Raw genomic sequence first — 22,183 nt, forward strand, 5'->3', positions numbered from 1 at the left:
CCGCAATCGGCGACCAGTGGACAGGAGCGGAGCCGCCATCTGGTTCGGTGGTCGCAGATTGCGGGTTACACCGCTCCGAAACCGCAAAGCGCGACCAGCGAACCGCACGAAGAGCACCCCCTCCGCCCCGTGGTCGCGGATTGCGGGTTACACCGCTCCGAACCCGCAAAGCGCGACCAGCGAACCGCGGCAGGGGGCGGGATCGAACCGATTCGATCCGCGAGTTTCCGCGAACAGCGCCGTCCCGGTACCCTGATCGCATGGCCGAGATCGAGCAGCAGTCCGCCCCCGGATCCGAGTGGTGGCGCACCGCCGTCATCTACCAGATCTACCCGCGGTCCTTCGCGGACGCGAACGGCGACGGGATCGGCGACCTGCCGGGCATCACGTCGCGCCTCGACGCGCTCAGCGAGCTCGGCGTCGACGCGATCTGGCTGAGCCCGTTCATGCCGAGCCCGCAGAAGGATGCGGGCTACGACGTCTCCGACTACCGCGGCGTGGATCCGCTGTTCGGCACGCTCGACGACTTCGACGCCATGCTCGCCGCGGCGCACGAGCGCGGGATCCGCGTGATCGTCGACCTCGTGCCGAACCACTCCTCCGACCAGCACGCCTGGTTCCAGGAGGCCCTCGCCGCCGCCCCGGGGAGCCCGGAGCGCGCGCGCTACATCTTCCGCGACGGCCGAGGCGAGAACGGCGAGCTGCCGCCGAACAACTGGCAGAGCGTGTTCGGCGGCGGCATGTGGACCCGCGTGACCGAGGCCGACGGCCGGCCGGGTCAGTGGTACCTGCACATCTTCGACACCAGCCAGCCCGACTTCGACTGGACCAATGAAGAGGTGCGCGAGGAGTTCCGCGGCGTGCTGCGGTTCTGGCTCGACCGGGGCGTCGACGGATTCCGCGTCGACGTCGCGCACGGGATGATCAAGAAGGCCGGGCTGCCCGACTACACGCCCGACGACGGCGCCGACTCGATGGGCGGCGACCAGGAGGACGTGCCCTACTGGGGCCAGCCGGGCGTGCACGAGATCTACCGCGAGTGGCACGAGGTCCTCGCCGCCTACGACGGCGACCGCGCGCTGTGCGCCGAGGCCTGGATGCCCACGCTCGACCAGATCGCGCTCTGGGTGCGCCCCGACGAGATGAACCAGGCGTTCAACTTCAACTACCTCATGACGCCGTGGAAGGCCGACGAGCTGCGCGACGTCATCCGCGATTCCCTCGACGCGTTCGGCGCGGTCGGGGCCCCGAGCACGTGGGTGCTGTCGAACCACGACGTGGTGCGGCACGCCTCGCGCCTCGCCCTCACCTGGGACAACCCGCAGGGCGAGGGCATCGGCCCGCGCGACGAGCCCAAGCCCGACCGCGCCGTCGGCCTCGCGCGCGCCCGCGCCGCGACGACCGTGATGCTGTCGCTGCCCGGATCCGCCTACCTCTATCAGGGCGAGGAGCTGGGCCTGCCCGAGGCGATGGAGATCCCGGACGAGTTCCGGCAGGATCCCACCTGGTTCCGCACCGAGGGCGAGCGCTACGGCCGCGACGGCTGCCGCGTGCCGCTGCCGTGGGGCGGCACCACGCCGTCGTACGGCTTCAACGACACGGGCGCCTCGTGGCTGCCGCAGCCGGCCGAGTGGGCCGAGTACGCCCGCGCGCTCCAGGAGCAGTCCGACGCCTCGACCCTGTCGCTGTACCGGGAGCTGCTGCGCCTGCGCCGCGCGCGCGGACTCGGAGCCGGCTCGCTGGTCTGGGAGGACCTGGGATCCGACGCGGTCGCGTTCCGCCGCGGCGAGCTGCACGTCGCGGCCAACCTCGGCACCGCGCCCCTCGCGCTGCCCGCCGGGGCGACGGTGGTCGTGCACAGCGCACCGGACGCCGGCGCCGTGCTGCCGCCCGACTCCGCCGCCTGGTACACGCTCGCCTGAGGCCGCCGCCGCGGCTCCGGCGTCCGGGATCCCCCCGCCCGCGGACGAGTCTGCGGAATTCCGGCGCGAGCGATCCCTCCGAGGAGGGATCCGGATCCGCTCAGGCGGGCTCGACCGCCCCGAGCGGCGGCTCGGCGGCGCCGACCACGTCGGACGAGCGACGCCGCCGATGCGTCACCGCCGTGGCGAGCTGCACCGCGAGGGTCACCGCCAGCACGACGCCCGACAGCGGCAGCAGCTGATCCGGCAGGGCGCCCGCGGCCAGGGCGACGCCGCCGAGGGCGCTTCCCAGCGCGCTGCCGAGCATCATGGCGCTGTTGTTCAGAGCGAGCACCAGCGCGGCGACCGCGGGCGGCACCATCGTCGCGAGGCGCGTCTGCGCTGCGACGCCGGATCCGCCGTTGAAGAAGGCGCAGGCGAGGAACCAGGCGAGCCCCGCGACGGCCCCCGCGATGCCGGGCAGCATCAGGCCCGCCCAGCCGAGCAGGGCGGCGGCGAGCACGGTGGCCACGATCACCGTGAGCACGGCGACCGGACCACGGCGGTCGGTCACGCGGCCCGACACGATGTTGCCGACCAGGCTCACGATGCCGTAGCCGAACAGGGCGCCGATCATCGGATACCCCTCGCCGATGCGCGGGCCGAGGATGAGCGTCGCGTAGGTGAAGCAGAGGTAGCTCGCGCACATGAGCCCCATGGGCACCACGAGGACGGCGAGGATCGCCGGCCGGGTGAGCGGGCTCAGCGCGGCGCGCAGCGAGAGCGGCGGGAGGTGCAGGCGCGGTACGCGCGCGAGGATGCCGATGAGCGCCGCGGTGCCGACGCCCACGACGAGGAACAGCGGGATCCGCCAGTCGGCCTGGCCGATCACCAGCCCGATCGGCACACCGAGGGCCGTCGCGAACAGGAAGCCGCCCATCACGAGCGAGAGCGCGCGTCCGCGGTAGTGCTCGGGGGTGCGTGCGATCACGTAGGAGCCGATGACCGCGTTCAGCAGCGCGCCGCCCAGCGCCGAGACGACGCGGCCGGTCATCGCCCAGAAGTACGACGGCGCGAGGCCGACCAGCAGGTTGCCGACCACGAAGACGGCCAGGGCGAGCACGATCGTGGCCTTGCGCTCCCAGCGTCCGGTGAGCGCGCCGAGCACCGGTCCGGCGATCGCCCCGGTCGCCGCGAACACGCTCATGAGCTGTCCGGCGGCGGCCGCGTCCACGCGCAGGTCGGTGGCGATCTGGGGCAGCAGCCCCGCCAGCACATAGCCGTCGATCCCCATCGAGAAGGTCGCGACGGCGAGCCAGATCAGGGCGCCGGCCCGGAAGCCGGTGTCGTCAGCAGTCGTTCGCACCACGTCATCCAAGCAGAGCGGATCCGCCGCCCGGAAACTTTTGCGAGGATTCCGGACGAATTGTCGGATCCGGCTCAGCCCTGCACCTCGAAGCCGACCGCCAGCAGCGTCTCCTCACGGGACGACGGCCCCACCAGGAGCTCGAACGCCCCCGGCTCGACCCGGCGGATCCCTGCGGCGTCGACGATCGTGCACGCGGCGACCGGCAGCTCCAGCCGAACCCGCGCCGACTCCCCCGCCGCGAGCTCGACCTGACGGAACCCCTTGAGCTCCTTGTCGGTCCAGCTCGCGCTCGTGACCACGTCGCGCACGTACGCCTGCACGGTCTCGCGCACGGGACGGGATCCGGTGTTGGCGACGGTGACCTCGGCGACGATCGTGTCCTCCGTGCCGAGCGTCGCCGAGGCGAGCGCGAGGCCCGAGTACTCGACCGTCGTGTACGACCGGCCCTCGCCGAACGCCCAGGCGGGCGCCTGCGTGAGGTCGGCGTAGCGGGCGCCGTGCTGTCCGCGGATCTGGTTGTAGTAGGTCGGCTGCTGCCCGGCGTGCCGCGCGAACGAGATCGGCAGCCGTCCGGACGGCTCGATCGCCCCGGTGATCAGTTCGGCGATCGCCGCCCCGCCGCGCATCCCCGGGTTCGCCGCCCAGATCACGGCCGCGGCGTTCGCCACCGAGGCCGGCAGCACGAGCGGCTTGGAGGCCAGCAGCACCACGACGACGGGCGTGCCGGTCGCGATCACCGCGTCGAGCAGGGCTTGCTGGCCGCCGAGGAGCTCGAGCGTCGCCGTGGAACGCCCCTCGCCGACGACCTCGATCCGATCGCCGACCACCGCGACGACGACGTCCGCGGCCTCGGCGGCGGCCACCGCGTGCGCCCGCTGCGCATCGTCGATCGGGGCCGCCACCACCACCGGCGGTCGCGGCTGCCCGTCGGGGAACGTCGGCCCGAGCGGATCCTCCTCGAGCGTGAGGATGTCGGCGCCCTGCGCGTACTGCACGGCAAGGCCCTCGACGCCGCGGAGCCCGTCGAGCACGGTGGTGATCATCTCGCGCGGCTGGCCCTCCAGCCATCCGGCCTGTCCCGAGCCGCCGGCCCAGTCGCCCAGCTGCGTCTGCGCGTCGTCGGCCAGTGGGCCCACGACGGCGACGCGGACCGGATCCGCCGTCCCGGCCGCGGGGCTCAGAGGGAGCGTGCCGTCGTTCTCGAGAAGGACGAGGGAGCGGCGGGCGACGTCGAGGTTGAGCACGGCGTGCGCGGAGGAACCGATGACGGTGTCGAGACGCTCGGACGGCAGGCGGGGATCCTCGAAGAGCCCGAGGTCGAACTTCAGGGTCAGGATCCGCGCGACGGCGGCATCGAAGGCATCGGGGGCGAGCATGCCGTTCTGCACGGCTTCGAGCGCGCCCTCGTAGAACCCCGGCGTGGTCATCACCATGTCGTTGCCCGCCTTCACGGCGGCCGCGGCGGCGTGCGCGTGGTCGGGCTGCACCTTCTGCTCCCACACCATCCGGCCCACGTTGTCCCAGTCCGTGATCAACGTGCCCGTGTATCCCCACTCACCGCGCAGCACCTCGCTGAGCAGCCAGTCGTTGACGGTGATCGGCACCCCGTCCATGCTCTGATACCCGAGCATGAAGGTGCGGCATCCCTCCTTGGCGACCCGCTCGAACGGCGGCAGGAACCAGGACCGCAGCTTGCGGCGGGAGATGTCCGCCTCGGACGCGTCCCGCCCGCCCTGCGTCTCCGAGTACCCCGCGAAGTGCTTCGCCGTCGCGAGGATCGCGGTCGGATCCGCGAGCCCCTCGCCCTGATATCCACGCACCATCGCGCTGGCGAGCTCGCCGATCAGGAACGGGTCCTCCCCGAACGTCTCGCCCACCCGTCCCCACCGCAGATCCCGTGCGATGCAGAGCACCGGGGAGAACGTCCAATGGATCCCCGTCGCCGAGACCTCCACCGCCGTCGCCCGCGCCACCTGCTCGATCAGTGCCGGATCCCAGGACGCGGCCATCCCCAGCTGGGTCGGGTAGATCGTCGCCCCCTCCCAGAACGAATGCCCGTGGATGCAGTCCTCCGCCACCAGCAGCGGGATTCCGAGTCGAGTCTGCGCGGTGAGCCGGTTCGCCTCGACGATCCGCTCCGGCGACGTGTGCAGGATCGACCCCGCATGCCGGCGCAGCACGTGATCGGCCAGGTCGTCGCGCGCATCCAGCTGCAGCATCTGACCCACCTTCTCCTCCACCGACATCCGGCCGAGGAGATCCGCCACGCGTTCGGCCGTGCTGAGTCGGGGGTCGCGGAAGGGCAGGGCGTCGCTCATGCAGTGGTGCTCTCTGTATCGGATCCGGTCTTCGCCGGGGAGGATTCGGTGCGCACCGCGGTCACGGCCGCGTTCGCGTCGATGCCGCGCTTCTTCAGGGCGCGGGCCCGCTCTCCGGCGGAGCGCAGGCGGGGGTTCACGTACTCGTCGATGCCGAAGTTGATCAGCGCGAGCGCGACCCCGAGGAGCGCGATGCAGAGGCCCGCGGGGACGTACCACCACCAGTAGTCCGGGAACGCGCTGTTCTGCTGGGCCCAGAACAGGATGGTGCCCCAGTTGAGGTTCGACACCGGGATGACGCCGATGAACGCGAGGGTCGTGAGTCCGAGCACCGCGGCGGTCATGGTGCCCACGAAGCTCGACGCGATGATCGCCATGAGGTTCGGGAGCATCTCCACCAGGATGATCCGGTGCAGCGGCTCGCCGTTCGCGCGGGCCGCCTGGATGAAGTCTCGGTTGCGCAGCGACATCGTCTGCGCGCGCAGCACCCGCGCGCCCCACGCCCACCCGGTCAGGCCGAGCACCGCCGCGATGACGACGAGAGGCGGATCCTGGAACTGCGAGGCGATGATGATCATCAGCGGCAGGCCGGGCAGCACGAGGAACACGTTCGACAGCGCCGACAGCGACTCGCTCTTCCAGCCGCGCAGGTAGCCGGCGGTCACGCCGACCACGATCGCGACCACGGTCGCCATGATCGTGGCGAGGAAGCCGACCACGAGCACGCCGCGCGTGCCGTAGACGAGCTGGCTGAACACGTCCTCGCCGATGTGGGTCGTGCCGAGCAGGTGCTGCCAGGACGGCGGCTCCAGCGTCGCGTCGAGGTGCTGCGCGGTGGGGCTGTAGGGCGCGATCAGGGGTGCGAAGATCGCCACGAGCGTGAACACCCCGAGGATGATCAGCCCGGCGGCCGACTTGCGGTTGCCGAACATCGCGAGCGATGCGCGCAGCTGGGTCCAGAAGGTGCGCCGCGGCGCGGGTCGGCGCTCGGCGGCGAGCAGCGCCGCGGTCTCGGGCGCGCCGGCGGCCGGCTGCGCGAGCTCGGGGGGAACGGGAGTCGTCATGATCAGGCCTCCGTCTGCCGGGTGCGCGGGTCGAGGATGGCGTAGGCGATGTCGGCGATGATGTTCGCCACGAGCACCGCCATCACGAGCACCAGGAAGATGCCCTGCATGAGCGCGTAGTCCTTCGCGTTCGTGGCGCCGAGCAGCAGCAGCCCGATGCCGGGGTAGGAGAACACCATCTCCATGACGATCGTGCCGCCCACGATGAAGCCGAGCGACAGGGCGAAGCTCTGGATCTGCGGCAGCACCGCGTTGCGCGCCGCGTAGCGCCAGAGCACCCGGCGGTTGGGCATGCCCTTGGCCTGGGCGACGGTGATGTAGTCCTCGTCGAGCACGGTGAGCATCATGTTCCGCATGCCGAGCACCCAGCCGCCGAGCGAGGCGATCACGATCGTGATCACCGGCAGCGCGGCGTGCGAGAGCACCTGCCCGATGAACTCGGCGTTCCAGCCCGGATCCACGCCGACCTCGTAGGCGTGGCCGGCGGGGAACCAGCCGAGCAGCGTCGAGAACAGCGCGATGAAGATGAGCCCGAGCCAGAAGTAGGGCACGGTGCCGAGGAACGTCGTCACCGGCACGAGCACGTCCAGGCGTCCGCCGCGTCGCCACCCGATCACGGCGCCCAGCACCGTTCCGATGAGGAAGGAGACGATCGTGGCGAAGCCGACCAGCCCCAGCGTCCACGGCAGGGCGGCGGCGATCGCGTCGCCGACCGGCGCCATGCCCGTCGAGATCGACACGCCGAGGTCGCCGCGCAGCAGCATCCCCCAGTAGTCGAGGTACTGCTGCCACAGCGGCACCGAGTGGTCGAGTCCGAACATGAGGCGCAGCGCCTTCTCGGCGTCGGGCGTGAGCTGGCCCTGGCTGCGCGCCATGTACGCGTCGACCGCGTCGCCCTTCATCAGCCGCGGGATGAAGAAGTTGATGGTGATCGCCGCCCATGCGGTGAACACGTAGAAGGCCGCCCTGCCCCCGATGAAGCGCCACGGCACGCGCATGCGTCCGCGCTCGGCGCGGGTCGCGGTGGTGCCGACGAGCGTCGGGTCCACCGGTTCGGGCGCGCCGGGCGAGGCCTCGGTCGCAGGTGCGGACGTGTCGGCGCTCATCGCGCACCTCCCGTGGTCTGTGCCTCCCGGCGGCGGAAGAACTCCTCCGGGTCGGGCGAAGCGGCGCGCAGCTCCCGCGTGTACGGGTCGCGCGGGCGCAGGATGACGTCGTCCGCGGGCCCTCGCTCCACGACCCGGCCCTGGTTGAGCACCAGGATCTCGTCGCTGAAGTGGCGTGCGGTCGCCAGGTCATGGGTGATGTAGAGCACGCCCAGCCCCTCCTCGCGCTGCAGATCGGCCAGCAGGTTGAGCACCCCGAGACGGATCGACACGTCCAGCATCGACACCGGCTCGTCCGCGACGAGCAGCGCCGGCCGAGACGCGAGCGCCCGCGCGATCGCGACGCGCTGACGCTGGCCGCCGGAGAGCTCATGGGGCCGCCGCTCCATCACGGCGTCCGGATCCAGGCGCACGCGTTCGAGCAGGCGACGCACCTCGGCCTCGACCTGGTCGCGAGGGACGACGCGGTCCAGGCGCAGCGGGCGCTCCACGTGATGGCGGATCGAGTGGTACGGGTTCAGCGAGGCGAACGGATCCTGGAACACCATGCGCAGCTGCTGCCGGTAGGTGCGCAGGCCCTTGCCCCGCCGCGGGATCGGCGCCCCGTCGAGCAGCACGTCTCCGCGCGTGGGGGTCTCGAGCTGGGTGAGGATCTTGGCGATCGTGGACTTGCCGCTGCCGGACTGGCCGACCAGTCCGATCGTCTGACGGGAGCTCAGGGTGAAGCTGACGTCGTCCAGGGCCTTCAGCTGGCCGGAGCCGCGGACGTTGTAGATCTTGGTGACGCCGCGGAACTCGAGCGTGGTCATCGCACCACCACCCCCCGCTCGCCGGTCAGGCGCGGAAACGAGCGCAGCAGATCGCGCGTGTACTCGTGCTGCGGATCCGTCCACAGCCGCTCGGCGTCGGCGAGCTCGACGATCTCGCCCTCGCGCATCACCGCGATGCGGTCGCTGATCTCCAGCAGCAGCGGCAGGTCGTGGGTGATGAACACGACCGAGAAGCCGAACTCGTGGCGCAGCTGGGAGATCTGCTTCAGGATCTCGCGCTGCACCAGCACGTCCAGCGCCGTGGTGGGCTCGTCCATGACCATGAGCTGCGGCCGGAGCGCGAGGGCCATCGCGATCATCACGCGCTGACGCATGCCGCCGGACAGCTCGTGCGGGTAGGACCGGATCCGCTGGCCGCCGACCTTCACGATCTCGAGCAGGTCGACGACCTCCGCGCGCCGCTGCGCACGGCTCATGCCCGGGCGGTGCACACGGAACACGTCGTCGAGCTGCGCGCCGATCGTCGCCACGGGGTTCAGGGCGTTCATCGCGCCCTGGAACACCATCGACACCTTGTCCCAGCGGAACCGGCGCATCTGCTCGGTGTCGAGGGCGTGCAGGTCGACGTCCGTGCCGTCGGCGTCGTGGAAGACCACGCTGCCGCCGGTGATCACGGCCGGCGGCTTGAGCAGCCGCTGCACACCGTACGCGAGCGTGGTCTTGCCGCTGCCGCTCTCGCCGGCGAGGCCGACGATCTCACCGCGACGGATGTCGATCGTGACGTTCTTCACCGCCCGCACGGGCGGATCCACGTCGTACACGACGGAGAAGTCGCGCACGGAGAGAAGGGTGTCTGTCATGAGGGCATGCTCCGGTAGCGGTCGTTGAGCGAGGCCGCGCGCAGCGCGACTGAGACGAAACGCGGGGCGCTCGCTCAACGACCGAGAGGGATGGACGGTTACTTGCCGGCCGGCTTCAGGTTCATGATGACCTGGACGGCCGAGGGCTGCGTCGGGTCGGCGGTCGCGTACTGGTCCTTCTCGCTCGGCCACCCCGTGAAGGTCCGGGTGTTGTACTCGCCGAGCTGGGGGTGCGTGCCGATCGGGATCGCGGGGACGTCCTCGACGAAGATCTTCTGGATCTTGTTGAGCGCGTCGGTGCGGGTCGCGTCGTCGGACGCCTGCGCGTACTGCTTGAGCAGCGCCGTCGCCTCCGGGTTGCTGTAGCGGCCGAAGTTGTCCGAGACCTTGCCGTCGGCCGCCTGCTCCAGGTACGCCCCGTTCATCACGTCGTCGTAGATGTGCCACGGGTTGGAGCCGGAACCCGACCAGTGCAGCGCGGCGTCGAAGTTCCCCGTCGCCATGTTGGTGAACCAGGTGTCGGCGTCCGGCGTGGCCACCTTGGCGTCCGCGCCCAGCGTGCTCTTGACCTGCGTCGCGACGAGCTGGATCCCGGTGACGTAGTCGTTCCAGCCCTGCGGATCCTGCAGCGTGAACGACACGGGGTTGCCGGACGGGTCGATCAGCGCGCCGTCCTTCCAGGTGTAGCCCGCGTCGGTGAGCACCTTCTTGGCGCCGTCGACGTCGATCGAGAAGGTCTTGTCCTTGTACTCGGGCGCGATGTACTGGTCGCCCGTGGGCTGCGGGATGCCGGTGACGCTGGTGAGCTCGGGGCCGGCGTTGCTGCGTGCCTTCTCCGCGTGCGCCTTGCGGTCGACGACCATGTTCACGGCCTTGCGGAAGGCGACGTCGTTGAACGGCGCCTTCGTGGTGTTGACCAGGACCATGTCCGGGCTCAGCACGTTCGCCCCCCAGAACACGTTGTGCTTCGGATCCTTGTCGACGTAGTTCTTCTGGTAGTCGGTGATGAAGATCTGCGCCCAGTCGGCCTCCTTGCTCTGCAGCGCGCGCAGGAGTCCCGTGTTGTCGTTGTACTCGAGGTACTTGAGCTGGCCGACCGGCACCTTGCCGCCCCAGTAGTCGGTGCGCGCTTTCAGCACCACACCCTGCGAGGAGAAGCTCTTGATCGTGTAGGGGCCGGTGCCGACCGCGTCCTTGACCGGATCCTTGGACGGGTCGGAGATGCTCTTCCACTGGTGCTCGGGGACGATGGTGACCTGCAGCACGTCGCCCTGCTTGACGAACTTCGACTCGCTGAACGAGAGCACGACGTTCCCGCCGTCCTTCTTGACGTCGGCGAGCTTGAGGCCGGCGAGGTCGAGGGCGGGCGTGTTCTTGATCATCGTGTAGGTGAAGACGATGTCGTCGGCGGTGAACGGCTTGCCGTCGCTCCATTTCACGCCGCTGCGCGGAGTGACGGTGAGCTGGGTGTAGTCGGCGTTCCACTCGACCTTGGAGGCGAGCCACGGGGTGGTCTCGTTCTTGCCGACCGGGTTCACGATCGCGAGGGGCTCGTAGATCATCCGGTCGTATCCGAGCGACATCCCCGACCCCGTGGAGATGAAGGGGTTGTTGGTCTGGGTCGACAGGATCGCGGCGCCGTCCGGCTTGGCGACGGTGAGCGAGCCGCCGCCGGACGCGCCGGCGGTGGAGCCCGACGAGCAGCCGGTCAGCGCGACGGCGCTGAGGGCCGCGATCGCCGAGACGACGAGCAGGGTCTTGGTGAGCCTCATTGCTTCTCCTTCTGGGGCACGGCCATCGTGCGCCACCTGGTGCGGGGTCTCGCTTCCGGAACTTTACTTACTAGCGAGAAAGTAAGTAGATGTGAGGTTACCGACGAGTAAGCTGGATGACAAGCGGCGAAGGGGACGAAATGGTCACGACGACGTCGGCGCGCGTGAAATCACGCCCCGAGACCGAGCGCAAGCGCACCGAGATCCTGGACGCGGCGATCGAGATCTTCGGCGCGAAAGGATCCACCAACGGCACCCTCGCCGACATCGCCGAGCAGGTCGGCATGACGCACGCCGGGGTGCTGCACCATTTCGGGTCGAAGCAGAAGCTCCTGCTCGAGGTGCTCGACTACCGGGACAAGAGCGACGTCGCCGAGCTCGCCGATCAGCACATCCCCGACGGCCCCGAGCTGTTCCTGCACCTGGTGAAGACGGCGTTCGCCAACGAGCATCGTCCGGGCATCGTGCAGACGTACACCGTGCTGTCCAACGAGTCGGTGACGGACGGCCATCCCGCGCGCGGCTTCTTCGAGCACCGCTACGAGAAGCTCCGCACCGAGGTGTCCGCCGCGTTCCGCGAGCTGTGCGCGCAGGAGGGCGTGACCGACACCGCCGCGATCGGCACGGCGTCGGCGTCGATCCTCGCGGTCATGGACGGACTGCAGCTGCAGTGGCTGCTGGATCCCTCCGCCGTCGGGCTCGCCGAGGCCAGCGCGTTCGCCATCCGGGCGATCGTGAACGGCGTGCTGCACCCCGGGCCCGCACTCGAGACCTACGCAGGACGCTGACACGGGCCCGCCGCCGGATCCGCGTAGGCTCAGCCCTATGACGATCGACCTCGAAGCGCTCTTCATCGACCTGCACCGCAACCCCGAGCTCTCGTTCCAGGAGGTGCGCACCGCGGGCATCGCCGCCGGTCACCTGCGCGATCTGGGGTTCGAGGTCACCGAGGGGGTCGGACGGACGGGCGTCGTCGGCGTGCTGCGCAACCCTTCGAGAACCTCAGGGACCCCTTCGAGAACCTCAGGGACCCCTTCGAGAACCTCAGGGACCCCTTCGAGAGCCTCAGAGGCCCCGGGGCCCGTCGTGTGGGCGCGGGCCGACATGGACGCCCTCCCCGTCGTCGAGGAGTCGGGGCTGCCCTATGCCAGCACTGCCAAGGGCGTCGACGCCGAAGGGCACGAGGTCGGCATCATGCACGCGTGCGGCCATGACATGCACGTGACCGCCATGATCGGCGCCGCCGAGGAGCTCGTCCGCACCCGCGACGAATGGTCCGGCACCCTGGTCGTCGTCATCCAGCCCGCCGAGGAGTTCGGCGCCGGTGCCCGCGCGATGCTCGACGACGGGGCGCTGGACCGCTTCCCGCGTCCCGACATCGTCATCGGGCAGCACGTGACGCCGTTCCCCGCCGGCGTGATCGGCGTGCGGCCCGGGCCTCAGATGTCGGCCTCCGACGGTCTGCACGTGGTGCTGCACGGCCGGGGCGGACACGGATCCCGGCCGCACTCCACGATCGACCCGGTGGTCATGGCGGCCGCCACGGTGATGCGCCTGCAGACGGTGGTCTCGCGCGAAGTGGATCCGCATGACCTGGCCGTGGTCACGGTGGGCGCCATCCACGCCGGCACCAAGAACAACATCATCCCGGCCGAGGCCACGCTCGATCTCAGCCTGCGCTACCCCGACGACGTCCTGCGCTCCCGGGTGCTGGCGAAGGTCGAGCGCGTGATCAAGGCCGAGGCGATGGCGAGCGGCGCGACCGTCGACCCGACCATCGAGACCCTGCACACGCTGCCCGCCACGATCAACGACGACGCGGCGACCGAGCGCGCGACCGCGGCCTTCCGCGCCGCGTTCGGCGAGGAGAACGTGATCGATCCCGGCCTCTTCACCGGCAGCGAGGACGTGTCGTGGTTCGCCCGCGATGCCGGCGTGCCGCTGGTGTTCTGGTTCTGGGGCGGCATCGCGCCCGCCCGCTACGCCGCCGCGGTGGCGCAGGGCACGGTCGACAGCGAGATCGCCACCAACCACTCCCCGTTCTTCGCGGTCGAGATCCACCCGACGATCGAGGTGGGCGTCCAGGCTCTCACCGTCGCCGCGCGCGAATTCCTGGACTGACGGGCGACGGTCACACGCCGATCGGCGCGTCCGTCTCCGGGTCGTCCGATCCCGGCATCGCGACGGGCGCCTCGGCATTGCGGGCGGCGTCGCGACGCGGGCGCCCTGCGGCCACGACGACGCCGGCCAGCACGAGGAACGCCCCGCCGAGCACGATGGTCCACCAGGGGAAGCCGGGGATGTCCGGCGCCGCACCGGCGGCGTCCAGATCCTTCTGCGGGGTCGGCGTCACGCGCTCGCCCGTGACCAGGATCCGGTGGGTGTTGATGCCGAGCGGGGTGCAGGTCACGAGCGTGACGAGGTCTTCACCCGGCTGGGCGCTCAGCGCCTGCGTCTCCTCGGGGAGGACCACCTTGGTGTCGCGCACCCGATAGGTCAGCACCTGGCCGAACACCTCGACGGTGAACGTGTCCCCGACCTTCAGCTGATCGAGGTTGTCGAACAGCGTCGCGCCGGCGAGGCCGCGATGCGCGGTGAGCACGGAGTGCTGATCGACGCCGCCGATGGGGAGGGACGTGCCCTCGAGATGCCCGACGCCCTTGGTCAGGGTGCTGTCGGAGGTGCCGTGGTAGATCGGCAGGTCGACGCCGATCGCGGCGATGCGCAGCCGGCCCATGACGCCGTCGGCATCGGCCTTGAGCATGCGGGAGTAGTCGAAGCCGGGCGCGGCCGCAGTGCTGGTGGGGACGCGCGATCCCGGCGCGACGAGCGCTCCGCCGACGAGGGCCCGGTTGTACGCCCGCGCCTCGTCGAGCGCCTTCTGCCGCGCATCGGGCGCGGAGCCGCCGACCTCGGAGTCCACCTTCACGATCAGCTGCGACTGGTTGTACTGCGACCACCAGCTCGCCACCGTCGGATACATCAGGACCAGGACGCCGACGAAGGCGACCGCGGCGAGCATCGCGGTCGCCCAGGGCATCCGCCACCGCGCAGGCGGCGCGGGCCTCACGTCCCGACGACGAAGCGGAGCGGTCTGCGTCACGACGGCTCCTCTCTCGGCCTCGGTGGATTGACGTGAAGGGTCCCGTGATCCCGGGCGCGCGACGCGAGCGGGATCACGGGAATGGGGGGAGGAGGGCAGGAGCTCTGGGGGCTCTGCCCTCCTCGGGCCCGTCGGCGACCCCTGCGTGAGGAGTCACCGACGGACGAGGGTTTCAGTGGCGACGAGCGCGCACGCGGCGCACCAGGATCGCACTGACACCGGCCACGACCAGCAGTCCGCCGATGACGGCGAACAGGGTGCTGCCCGCACCACCGGTCAGGGGCAGGTTGGGACCGACCTGCTGGGTGTTGGAGATGGTGATGCTGGTCGGGTTGGCCGAGCCGTTCGCGGTCACCGTGACCTGGGTCCACGGGTCGGCGGGCAGCACGTAGCCGGCCGGGGCCTGGACCTCCTTGAGCCAGTAGTCCTTGCTCTTCACATCGTTGTTGCCGACCCACAGGCCGTCGACCAGGATCTGGCCGTTCGCGTCGGTCGTGACGGGGCCGGCGACCTTGGTGCCGTTCTTGGCGTCGTAGACCTCGAAGATCGCGCCCTGCAGCGTGTTCTTCGTGTTGCCGTCCTGCTTGACGACCTTGAGCGGGCCCCAGTTGGTCTGCGGCGTGTTGGTGGTGCGGTCGGATCCGTTGGTGTTGACGACGGCGGTGTTCAGGATCTGGCCGTCGGCGCCGAGCGAGGTCACGGTCGTGGTGATGTCCGCGGTCACCGCGGTCTTGCCGGCGAGCTTGCCGAGGCCGGTCGCAGTGAAGGTGATCACGGTGTTGCCGGAGACGGTGTAGTCCGTGCCCTCGGTGAGGGTGGTGCCGTCGACCTTGACCACGGCGCCGACGTAGGTCAGGCGCGGGTCGAGGTTGTCCGTGATGGAGAAGCTGCGGTAGGTGTCACCCGCGGCCAGGGCGGGGATCGGGGCGTTGACCGTCCACACGATCTGCGAGCCCAGCACCGGCGCCTTCGGGTCGGCGACGGTCTTCGTCGGCTCCGTCGAGTTCAGCTTGTTCTTCGGGTAGACGTGGACGTTGTAGAGCCACGTGCCCTGGTTCGGGTAGGGCACCGAGACCAGGAACGGCTGCACCGGCGAGACGATGGGGTTCGCGCCGGGGCTGGTCTCCGTCACGAGGTACAGGCCGTACGGCAGGTTCGAGACCACGGCCTGCCCGGAGGCGTCGGTGGTCGCGGTGGTGCCGGTGCCGAGCGAGAACGGCGCCGACGACACGTTCGCGGGGGTCGCGCTCTTCGCCTGGTCCCAGCCGGCAGCGGTGGTGAGGTCGATCGGGGTGCCGTTCGCGCTCACGCGCTGGACGCTGAACTGAACGCCCTCGAGGCCCTGACCGAGCGCGGCGATCTTCGCCGGGTCGGTGATCTGGGTGCCGTCGCCCGCGGCGCCGGGGTCACCGGCGTGCTTGTGGATGGTGAGGGTGCCCGTGGTGCCCGTGATGTTCGACGGGCTCAGGGTGTCGGCGGCGTTGGCGGCCGGCGACACCGCGAGGGCGCCGAGGGCGGCGAGGGCCGCGACTCCGAGCCCGGCTGCGAGCTTGCGCAGCCCGAGAGACCTGCTGGTCATTTCCGTTCCTGCTTTCTTTGTGGTTCGTCGACCGACACCCGTCGGCCGACAGTTGTCGTGCTGTCGGTTGAGGTGGGTGAGGGGTCAGGAGGCGCGGCGCGAGGTGCGGCGGAGTCGGAGGAATCCGAGGAGCGCGAGGGCGGCGAACACGATCGCGCCGCCCGCAAGGAGGAACGCATCGCTTCCGATGCCGCCGGTCAGCGGCAGCACCGCGCCGGGCTGCTGCTCGTTCGGCTGGGCGCCGATGTCGAGCGTGGTGCCGGCGTTGGCCGCGCTCACCGTGAAGGTGAACGATCCGGCCGCGATGTAGCCGGCGGGAGCCAGCGTCTCCTTCGCCGAGTAGGTCCCCCAGGCGAGCTTGTCCAGGCGGAAGGCGCCCGGCGCCGGGTCGAGGTCGGGGCCGGCGCAGGGAGCCGCGGTGCAGTCCTTGACGACGAGTCCCTGGGCGGGCAGGCCGGGGCCGGTGAGGGTCCACTCGGATCCGGCGAGCTGGCCGCCGGTCGCCTTGGACGTCTTGGTCCAGACGACGGATCCGGGCTTGCTCGCGTTGGTGATCGTGCAGACCGCCTTCGCGTTCGCCGCGACGGTGACGGAGGATCCGCTCACGGTCGCGCCGGTGCAGGTCCACGCACCCGCGGCGTAGCCCGCCGGACTGCCGCTCTCGGACAGCGCGTAGGTCCCCGGGGACACGATCGCGCCCGTCACGCTCGCGTCGCCGGTCTTGCCGGTGATCGTCTGCGTGCCCGTCGCGGTGAGCGTCCAGTCGGAGATCGTGGACGTGCCGCCGTAGGTGTTGTCGACCTGCTTCTTGAGGGTCAGGTTCGCCGCGGAGGGCTTGTTCGTGATGGTGCAGGCCACCGCGTCACCGGGGGCCACGCCGGTGATGTCCGCACCGGCGGCGCCGGGCAGGGTCACGGAGCGCTGCGCGCCGCCGAGCGAGGTGACGGTGCAGCTGCCGCTGACGAAGTCCCACCCGCTCTTCTGCGTCTCGGAGACTCGCACGGTCGCCCGCGAGGTCGTCTTGTCGAACGCGACGGTCCAGTTCGCGTCGCCCGAGGCCGGGGTCGTCTGCGTGGTCGCGGCCGGCGTCGAGGTGGCGGTCCCGGTGGTCGCGGTGGTCGCCGCGCCGAGGGTCCAGCCGGAGCCCGGCGCCGGGTTGTTGCCGGCGATGTCGAGCACGGTCTTGTGCACTGCGACGGTCGCCAGCAGCGGCGCGTTCGTGATGGTGCAGACGACGCTGGCGCCCGAGCGGTTCGGGATCGTGAGCTGGCCGGCGGCGTTGGTCGGCACGGTCGCACCGAGGTCGTCGACGCAGGCGAGCGAGCTCGCGTAGTCGGCCAGCGTGCCGGGCGATCCGGCGGCGATCGCCTCGGACACCGTGTAGGTGTTGTTCTGGATCACCGGCAGCGGGCCGATCTGCGCGGTCTGGATCCCGGTGGCGGCCCCGGTGGTCGTCGCGGTCGCGGACTCGGTCGTGCCGCTCTTGACAGACAGGCGGAACTGGTCGCCGACGTGGGCGCGGGCGACGACGTTCTTCTTGACCGTCAGGTTCGCGGGCGAGTTGCAGCTCGCCAGATCCGTGCTGGAGAGGCTGTTGGTGACGTCGCCGCCGATCTGGGCGCCGGTCGACGCGTTGTACTCGCGGACGGTCGAGGCGTTGCCGAGGTACATCGACCCGGTCGTGTTGAACGCCATGCCGTTGATGTTGGAGAACCCGGCCGGTGTGAAGGAGAACGACGGCGACGACGCGAGCTGCCCGCCGGTGCCCGCGGCGAGCGCGGCGGCGGTGACGGAGTAGACGGTCGTCGTGGACGCGCTGCCGACCACGTACAGGTTGCCGTTGGCGTCGAACGCCATGTCGCCGTTGGTGCCGCCGGCAGCCGAGGTGTCGATCGTGCCGACGAGCGAGAAGGCGCCGGTGCTCAGCACGTACTTGTAGATGTAGAAGCTGCCCGACGCGAACCCGCCGAAGAAGTAGTCGCCCGTCTTGAGGTCGATCGCACCGGCGATGAGCGTCGCGGACGTGGTGTAGCTGTCCCCCGTGGACTTCCACGTGGATCCGTCGAAGTACCAGATGGTCGCGGTGCGGCTGTTGTTCGTCCGCTCGTACGCGATCGCGGTGGAGCCGTTCGCGCCGATGCCGAGGCCGTTGAACGACGAGACCCCGAGCGCCGGCGTGCCGACGGACGTGACGGCGCCGTTCGCGACGCGCTGCAGCTGGCCGGTGCCCGACAGCGCGTAGAACGTTCCGGTCGCGCAGACGAGGCCGGCACTCGTGGCCGGTGCGGTGCGCGCCGCGAGCGGGCCCAGCGCGGCAGAGTGCACCGAGGTCGTCGCCGGCGATCCGCTCAGCGAGAGCGATGCGGGTGCGGCCTGCGCGGCGGGCGTTGCGACGAATGCCAGCGCGATGCTCGCCCCCAGCGCCACGACGGCGCGCGCAAAGTGGTCCCCAAGCTTCATTGTGCTCCCCAGCCACAGAAGAAGGGCGTCCGCTCCCCGCGGAACGTCCTTCACGAGAGCCGATCACTCGGCTCTCTCCTCCCCATCGGACCATCCCCTGGCCCGCTGTCGGGAACCCATTTCCCGTGAGTCCCCTACGGCCGCCAATCCCCTGGCGACCTGGATCCCTTCCTCGCCCGCATCCGGCCCCAGGGACGGATGCACTACCGCGCGCGGACAGTGGATCTGTTCAAGACGCTACGACACGTGCGGGTGATTCACAAAATCGACGCCGGTACGTCGCATTTTGGTGCGCGTTCGTCGGAGCGTTCTGGTAGCGGATCCGCGACCCGGCTCGACCCGCGACAGCCGGACCACCCTCGCCGTGGTGTCCGGGTTCCAGATCGTGGCTCTGTTCCAGCGCCTCGCCAGCTCCGCATCCCGCCGCTCGCGCCTCTCCGTCCACGCTCACTGCCCTCCCGAGTCGCACGTCCGCGCCGGTGCGATGCCGTGGATCGTCGCCCACTGGACCTGCAGCTCGTCGCCGAACTGGGGCGCAGGGCCGGGGAGCTCCGGCGTGCATCCGGAGGTGCTGAACCCCCCGATGACCTGCCCGGGGCGAGCGGTGAGGGTGACGGTGTAGACGTCGCCGCCGGGCGCGGCGTTCTCGAGAACCGTGCGGATGGCCGGCCACCCGGGCGCATCCGTGAGCGCGAGATCCGACGGGAGCGCCGGCGCCGCCGATGTCGGGATCCTCACGGAGAGCCGCGGCGGCCCACTCGGGAACACGTCGACGGCGAACCGCAGCTCGTGGTCAGGATCGGCCGCGGCGAAGCCGCGGTAGCCGGCGTCGAAACCTCGCAGGATCGCCCCCAGCGACGCAGGAACAGGCGACTCGATGGTGGAGTCCTCGCCGAGCGAGAGGGTCAGTCGATCGGTGCGCGTCTGCATCGAGAACTCGTCGAGCAGCGCGGCCTGCGCCGAGGGCGAGAGCCGTTCGTCGGCGATCCGCAGGGCGCGGCCGTCGCCGACGGATCCGGAGAGCGGGATTCCGCGTTCCGCCCGGCTGAGCCATTCGCCGACGAAACGGACCCCGGGCGGCGGAGAGCCGGGGGCCACGGTGAACGACGCCTCGGCGACAGCCTCCAGCGCGAGGTGCAGCGATCGTGCACGTGAGCCTGGGATCCCGTACTCGGCACCTCCGCCGCCCTTCGCGGACAGCCAGGTCGTGATCACGCGATGCGCCTCGCCGGCCGTGACGCCGCGCTCGAGCCGGACGTCCGTGTCCCGGGCGATCCCCGCATCGAACCCGCCGTCGTCCACGACGCACTTCGCCGAGGCGACCCCGGGCAACGATTTCAGTGCCTCGCAGGTCGCAGCGGCGGCGCGCTCAGCCTCCCTGACGTCCCCCGGCGCCGAGCACGCGGTGAGGGCGCCCAGCAGTGTCAGCACAGTGAGGGCGGCTGTCGCACGGCGGGCCCCTGCGCCGCCCTGCCGAAGACCGCCCCCTCGCCCTCCCCGGTGCCGTCGCATAGGCACAGAGCCTACCGATCAACTGAATGCCTGTTCAATGCATTCCGGCCCGATTGCCGTCGACCGGCGAGGCGTCGTCGTTCAGGCGAGTGTGAGGAAGAGCTTCTCCAGTTCCTCCGCACTCGGGGACCCCGCGGCATCGGGGTCGGTCAGACACTCGCGCAGCGCCGTGGAGATCACCAGGAAACCGGCGCGGTCCAGCGCCTTTGTGACCGCGGAGAGCTGCTGCACGATCGCGCGGCAGTCCTCGCCTCCCTCCACCGCGGCGATCACCGCCGCAAGCTGACCGTGCGCACGTCGCAACCGGTTCGCGATCTTGCGCACCGCGTCCGGATCGTGCCCCGCTGCGCGCGTCTCGTCGTCTGCGATGCCCTGAGTCGTCTCCCTGCTGACCATGGAGCCAACTATACCCCGGGGAGTATGTTACGGTGATACTCCCGGGAGTATTCGACCATGCCGGGATGAAGGAGCAGAGATGTGCCGTGCAGTGACGTGCAAGACGTGCGGGAAGACCACCTGGGCCGGGTGCGGCCAGCACGTGTCCGAGGTGAAGCGCTCCGTGCCGGCGGCACAGTGGTGCGACGGCCGGCACACACAGGCGCAGATCGACGCGACCAGCCCCGCTCGGAGTGGTCTACTGTCCCGGATCCTCGGTCGATGAGCGCGGCCACGACGCCGCCGCGCCGGATCGTGATCGTGGGTGGCGTGGCGGCCGGGATGAGCGCCGCCGCCCGGGCACGCCGCCTGGACGAGGACGCCGAGATCATCGTCCTCGAGCGGGGCGAGCACGTCTCGTTCGCCAACTGCGGGCTTCCCTACTACGTCGGCGGCGAGATCCAGGATGAGGCCGCGCTGCTCGTGCAGACGCCGGCGAAGCTGCGCGACGCCCTCGACCTCGATGTGCGCGTGCGTCACGATGTCATCGCCCTCGACCCCGCCCGCCGGACAGTGGCCGTACGAGGACCTCAGGGCGAGAAGCAGCTGCGGTATGACGCGCTCATCCTCGCGCCGGGCGCGGCCGCCGTGCGCCCCCCGCTACCCGGACTCGACTCGCCGCGGGTGAGCACCCTGCGGACCGTCGAGGATGCGGTGCGTCTGCGAGCGCGCATCGACGCGCAGGCTTCCCGCCCCGCACGACGCGCCGTCGTGCTCGGCGCCGGCTTCATCGGCCTGGAGGCCGCGGAGGCTCTGAGCCGCCAGGGCCTCGAGGTCGATCTCGTCGAGCTCGCCCCGCATGTCCTCCCGCCTCTGGAAGCCGAGATGGCCGCCCCCGTGACGACCGAGCTGAAGCGGCTCGGGATCTCCGTGCACGCGGGCGTCGCGGCACAGGCCGTGGAGCAGCACGAAGGACACGACACCCTGGTGCTCGCGGACGGGCGACGAATCGAGGCCGATCTCATCCTGCTCTCCGTCGGCGTCCGCCCCGACACCGCGGTCTTCGAGACGGCCGGCGTCGCGTGCGAGCGCGGTGCGATCCTCGTCGACGAACACGGCCGCACGAACGTCCCGCACGTGTATGCCGCGGGAGACGCGGTCCTGTCCGCCGATGCCGTCACGGGACTGCGTCGGCCGGTGGCTCTCGCCGGCCCTGCGAACCGGGCGGGGCGCGGGATCGCCGACCACATCCTCCGCCCCGCATCGGCTCGCCCGCTCCCTGCCCCCGTCGGCACGGCGATCCTGCGCGTCGGCGAGATCACCGCGGCGCTCACCGGGGCGAATGCGGATGCGCTGCGCGCCTCCGGCATCCACACCGACACCCTTCACCTGCACCCCACCCAGCACGCCGGCTACTTCCCGGGAGCGACACAGATGGCGCTCGTCGTCCACATCCGCCGCGGCGACGGTCTCCTGCTGGGCGCGCAGGCGGTCGGCCGCGAGGGCGTGGACAAGAGGATCGACGTGCTCGCGACGGCCATCCGAGCGGGGCTCACCGCGGCCGACCTCATCGACCTCGACCTCGCCTACTCCCCCGTCTACGGCAGCGCGAAGGATCCGGTGAATCTCGTCGGCATGGTGGGCGCGAACGTCACCGACGGCACCCTCGCGCTGTGGTATGCCCAGGACTGGGAGCGGCTCCGGGGCGAGACGCTGGTCCTCGATGTCCGCAGCGCGGCGGAGTACGCCGCAGGGCACCTGCCGGGCGCCCTGCACATCCCGCACACCGAGCTGCGGGGCCGTCTCGACGAGGTGCGCGCCGCCGCCGCGGGCCGCCCGGTGCGAGTGCTGTGCGGCTCCGGCGTGCGGTCGCACATCGCCCACCGGCTCCTCACGCAGTCGGGCTTCGACTCCGCGTCGCTGTCGGGCGGGATGCTCACGGCCCGGGCGGTGCTCGGCGACGAGGTCCTCGTGGCCTGACGTCGCGCCGGGTC

Annotated in this window: 16 protein-coding genes; 4 read left to right on the top strand and 12 right to left on the bottom strand. The window is 70.8% G+C overall.

The window, feature by feature from the left end; all coding sequences use genetic code 11:
• The first annotated feature begins 260 nt into the window (after window positions 1-260).
• Window positions 261-1,922, top strand: a complete 1,662-nt coding sequence (locus RL72_RS11685; protein ID WP_045251031.1) for a glycoside hydrolase family 13 protein — start codon at window positions 261-263, stop codon at window positions 1,920-1,922.
• 100 nt (window positions 1,923-2,022) lie between these two features.
• Here RL72_RS11685 and RL72_RS11690 read toward each other — a convergent pair whose 3' ends face one another.
• The 7 genes from RL72_RS11690 to RL72_RS11720 all read right to left on the bottom strand — a co-directional run bounded on the left by RL72_RS11690 (window position 2,023) and on the right by RL72_RS11720 (window position 11,160).
• A complete protein-coding gene (locus RL72_RS11690) occupies window positions 2,023-3,267 on the bottom strand; it encodes an MFS transporter (protein ID WP_248700460.1) in 1,245 nt (414 codons plus the stop codon).
• A gap of 74 nt (window positions 3,268-3,341) precedes the next feature.
• Complete coding sequence (locus RL72_RS11695) at window positions 3,342-5,588, bottom strand: exo-beta-d-1,3/1,6-glucosidase (RefSeq protein ID WP_045251032.1); 2,247 nt, start codon at window positions 5,586-5,588, stop codon at window positions 3,342-3,344.
• On the bottom strand, window positions 5,585-6,652 hold the full coding sequence (locus tag RL72_RS11700; RefSeq protein WP_082072344.1) for an ABC transporter permease: 1,068 nt from the start codon (window positions 6,650-6,652) through the stop codon (window positions 5,585-5,587). Before RL72_RS11700 ends, RL72_RS11695 begins: the two co-directional genes overlap by 4 nt.
• 2 nt (window positions 6,653-6,654) lie before the next feature.
• Window positions 6,655-7,650 carry an ABC transporter permease gene (locus RL72_RS11705; protein WP_211256053.1) on the bottom strand — a complete coding sequence of 332 codons (996 nt, stop codon included), beginning with the start codon at window positions 7,648-7,650 and terminating at the stop codon, window positions 6,655-6,657.
• Between the two features lie 104 nt (window positions 7,651-7,754).
• Window positions 7,755-8,567, bottom strand: coding sequence for an ABC transporter ATP-binding protein (locus tag RL72_RS11710; RefSeq protein WP_045251033.1), 813 nt, complete (start codon window positions 8,565-8,567; stop codon window positions 7,755-7,757).
• On the bottom strand, window positions 8,564-9,388 hold the full coding sequence (locus tag RL72_RS11715; RefSeq protein ID WP_045251034.1) for an ABC transporter ATP-binding protein: 825 nt from the start codon (window positions 9,386-9,388) through the stop codon (window positions 8,564-8,566). The genes RL72_RS11710 and RL72_RS11715 overlap by 4 nt, the downstream gene beginning before the upstream one ends.
• Before the next feature lie 98 nt (window positions 9,389-9,486).
• Window positions 9,487-11,160, bottom strand: a complete 1,674-nt coding sequence (locus RL72_RS11720) for an ABC transporter substrate-binding protein (RefSeq protein ID WP_045251035.1) — start codon at window positions 11,158-11,160, stop codon at window positions 9,487-9,489.
• 140 nt (window positions 11,161-11,300) lie between these two features.
• On the opposite strand from RL72_RS11720, the gene RL72_RS11725 reads away from it, so the two are divergent.
• Both RL72_RS11725 and RL72_RS11730 read left to right on the top strand, forming a co-directional pair.
• Window positions 11,301-11,948 (top strand): TetR/AcrR family transcriptional regulator, encoded by a 648-nt coding sequence (locus RL72_RS11725; protein ID WP_045251036.1) that lies wholly within the window; start codon window positions 11,301-11,303, stop codon window positions 11,946-11,948.
• 37 nt (window positions 11,949-11,985) lie between these two features.
• Entirely contained in the window at window positions 11,986-13,281 is a 1,296-nt protein-coding gene (locus RL72_RS11730) for an amidohydrolase (RefSeq protein ID WP_045251037.1), read from the top strand.
• A gap of 10 nt (window positions 13,282-13,291) precedes the next feature.
• Here RL72_RS11730 and RL72_RS11735 read toward each other — a convergent pair whose 3' ends face one another.
• From RL72_RS11735 to RL72_RS11755, 5 genes are all read right to left on the bottom strand, one after another.
• Entirely contained in the window at window positions 13,292-14,263 is a 972-nt protein-coding gene (locus RL72_RS11735; protein WP_248700461.1) for a class C sortase, read from the bottom strand.
• A 172-nt stretch (window positions 14,264-14,435) separates the two neighbouring features.
• A complete protein-coding gene (locus RL72_RS11740) occupies window positions 14,436-15,842 on the bottom strand; it encodes a SpaH/EbpB family LPXTG-anchored major pilin (protein ID WP_045251039.1) in 1,407 nt (468 codons plus the stop codon).
• An 84-nt stretch (window positions 15,843-15,926) separates the two neighbouring features.
• Entirely contained in the window at window positions 15,927-18,302 is a 2,376-nt protein-coding gene (locus RL72_RS11745; RefSeq protein WP_156156788.1) for a SpaA isopeptide-forming pilin-related protein, read from the bottom strand.
• Between the two features lie 447 nt (window positions 18,303-18,749).
• Window positions 18,750-19,604, bottom strand: coding sequence for a hypothetical protein (locus RL72_RS11750; RefSeq protein ID WP_045251040.1), 855 nt, complete (start codon window positions 19,602-19,604; stop codon window positions 18,750-18,752).
• A 291-nt stretch (window positions 19,605-19,895) separates the two neighbouring features.
• Window positions 19,896-20,210, bottom strand: a complete 315-nt coding sequence (locus RL72_RS11755) for a metal-sensitive transcriptional regulator (protein ID WP_045251041.1) — start codon at window positions 20,208-20,210, stop codon at window positions 19,896-19,898.
• 261 nt (window positions 20,211-20,471) lie between these two features.
• On the opposite strand from RL72_RS11755, the gene RL72_RS11760 reads away from it, so the two are divergent.
• Window positions 20,472-22,169, top strand: a complete 1,698-nt coding sequence (locus tag RL72_RS11760; protein WP_045251042.1) for an FAD-dependent oxidoreductase — start codon at window positions 20,472-20,474, stop codon at window positions 22,167-22,169.
• Window positions 22,170-22,183 lie beyond the last annotated feature (14 nt).

It is taken from the genome of Microbacterium azadirachtae, assembly GCF_000956545.1.
GTDB classification, from domain to species: domain Bacteria; phylum Actinomycetota; class Actinomycetes; order Actinomycetales; family Microbacteriaceae; genus Microbacterium; species Microbacterium azadirachtae.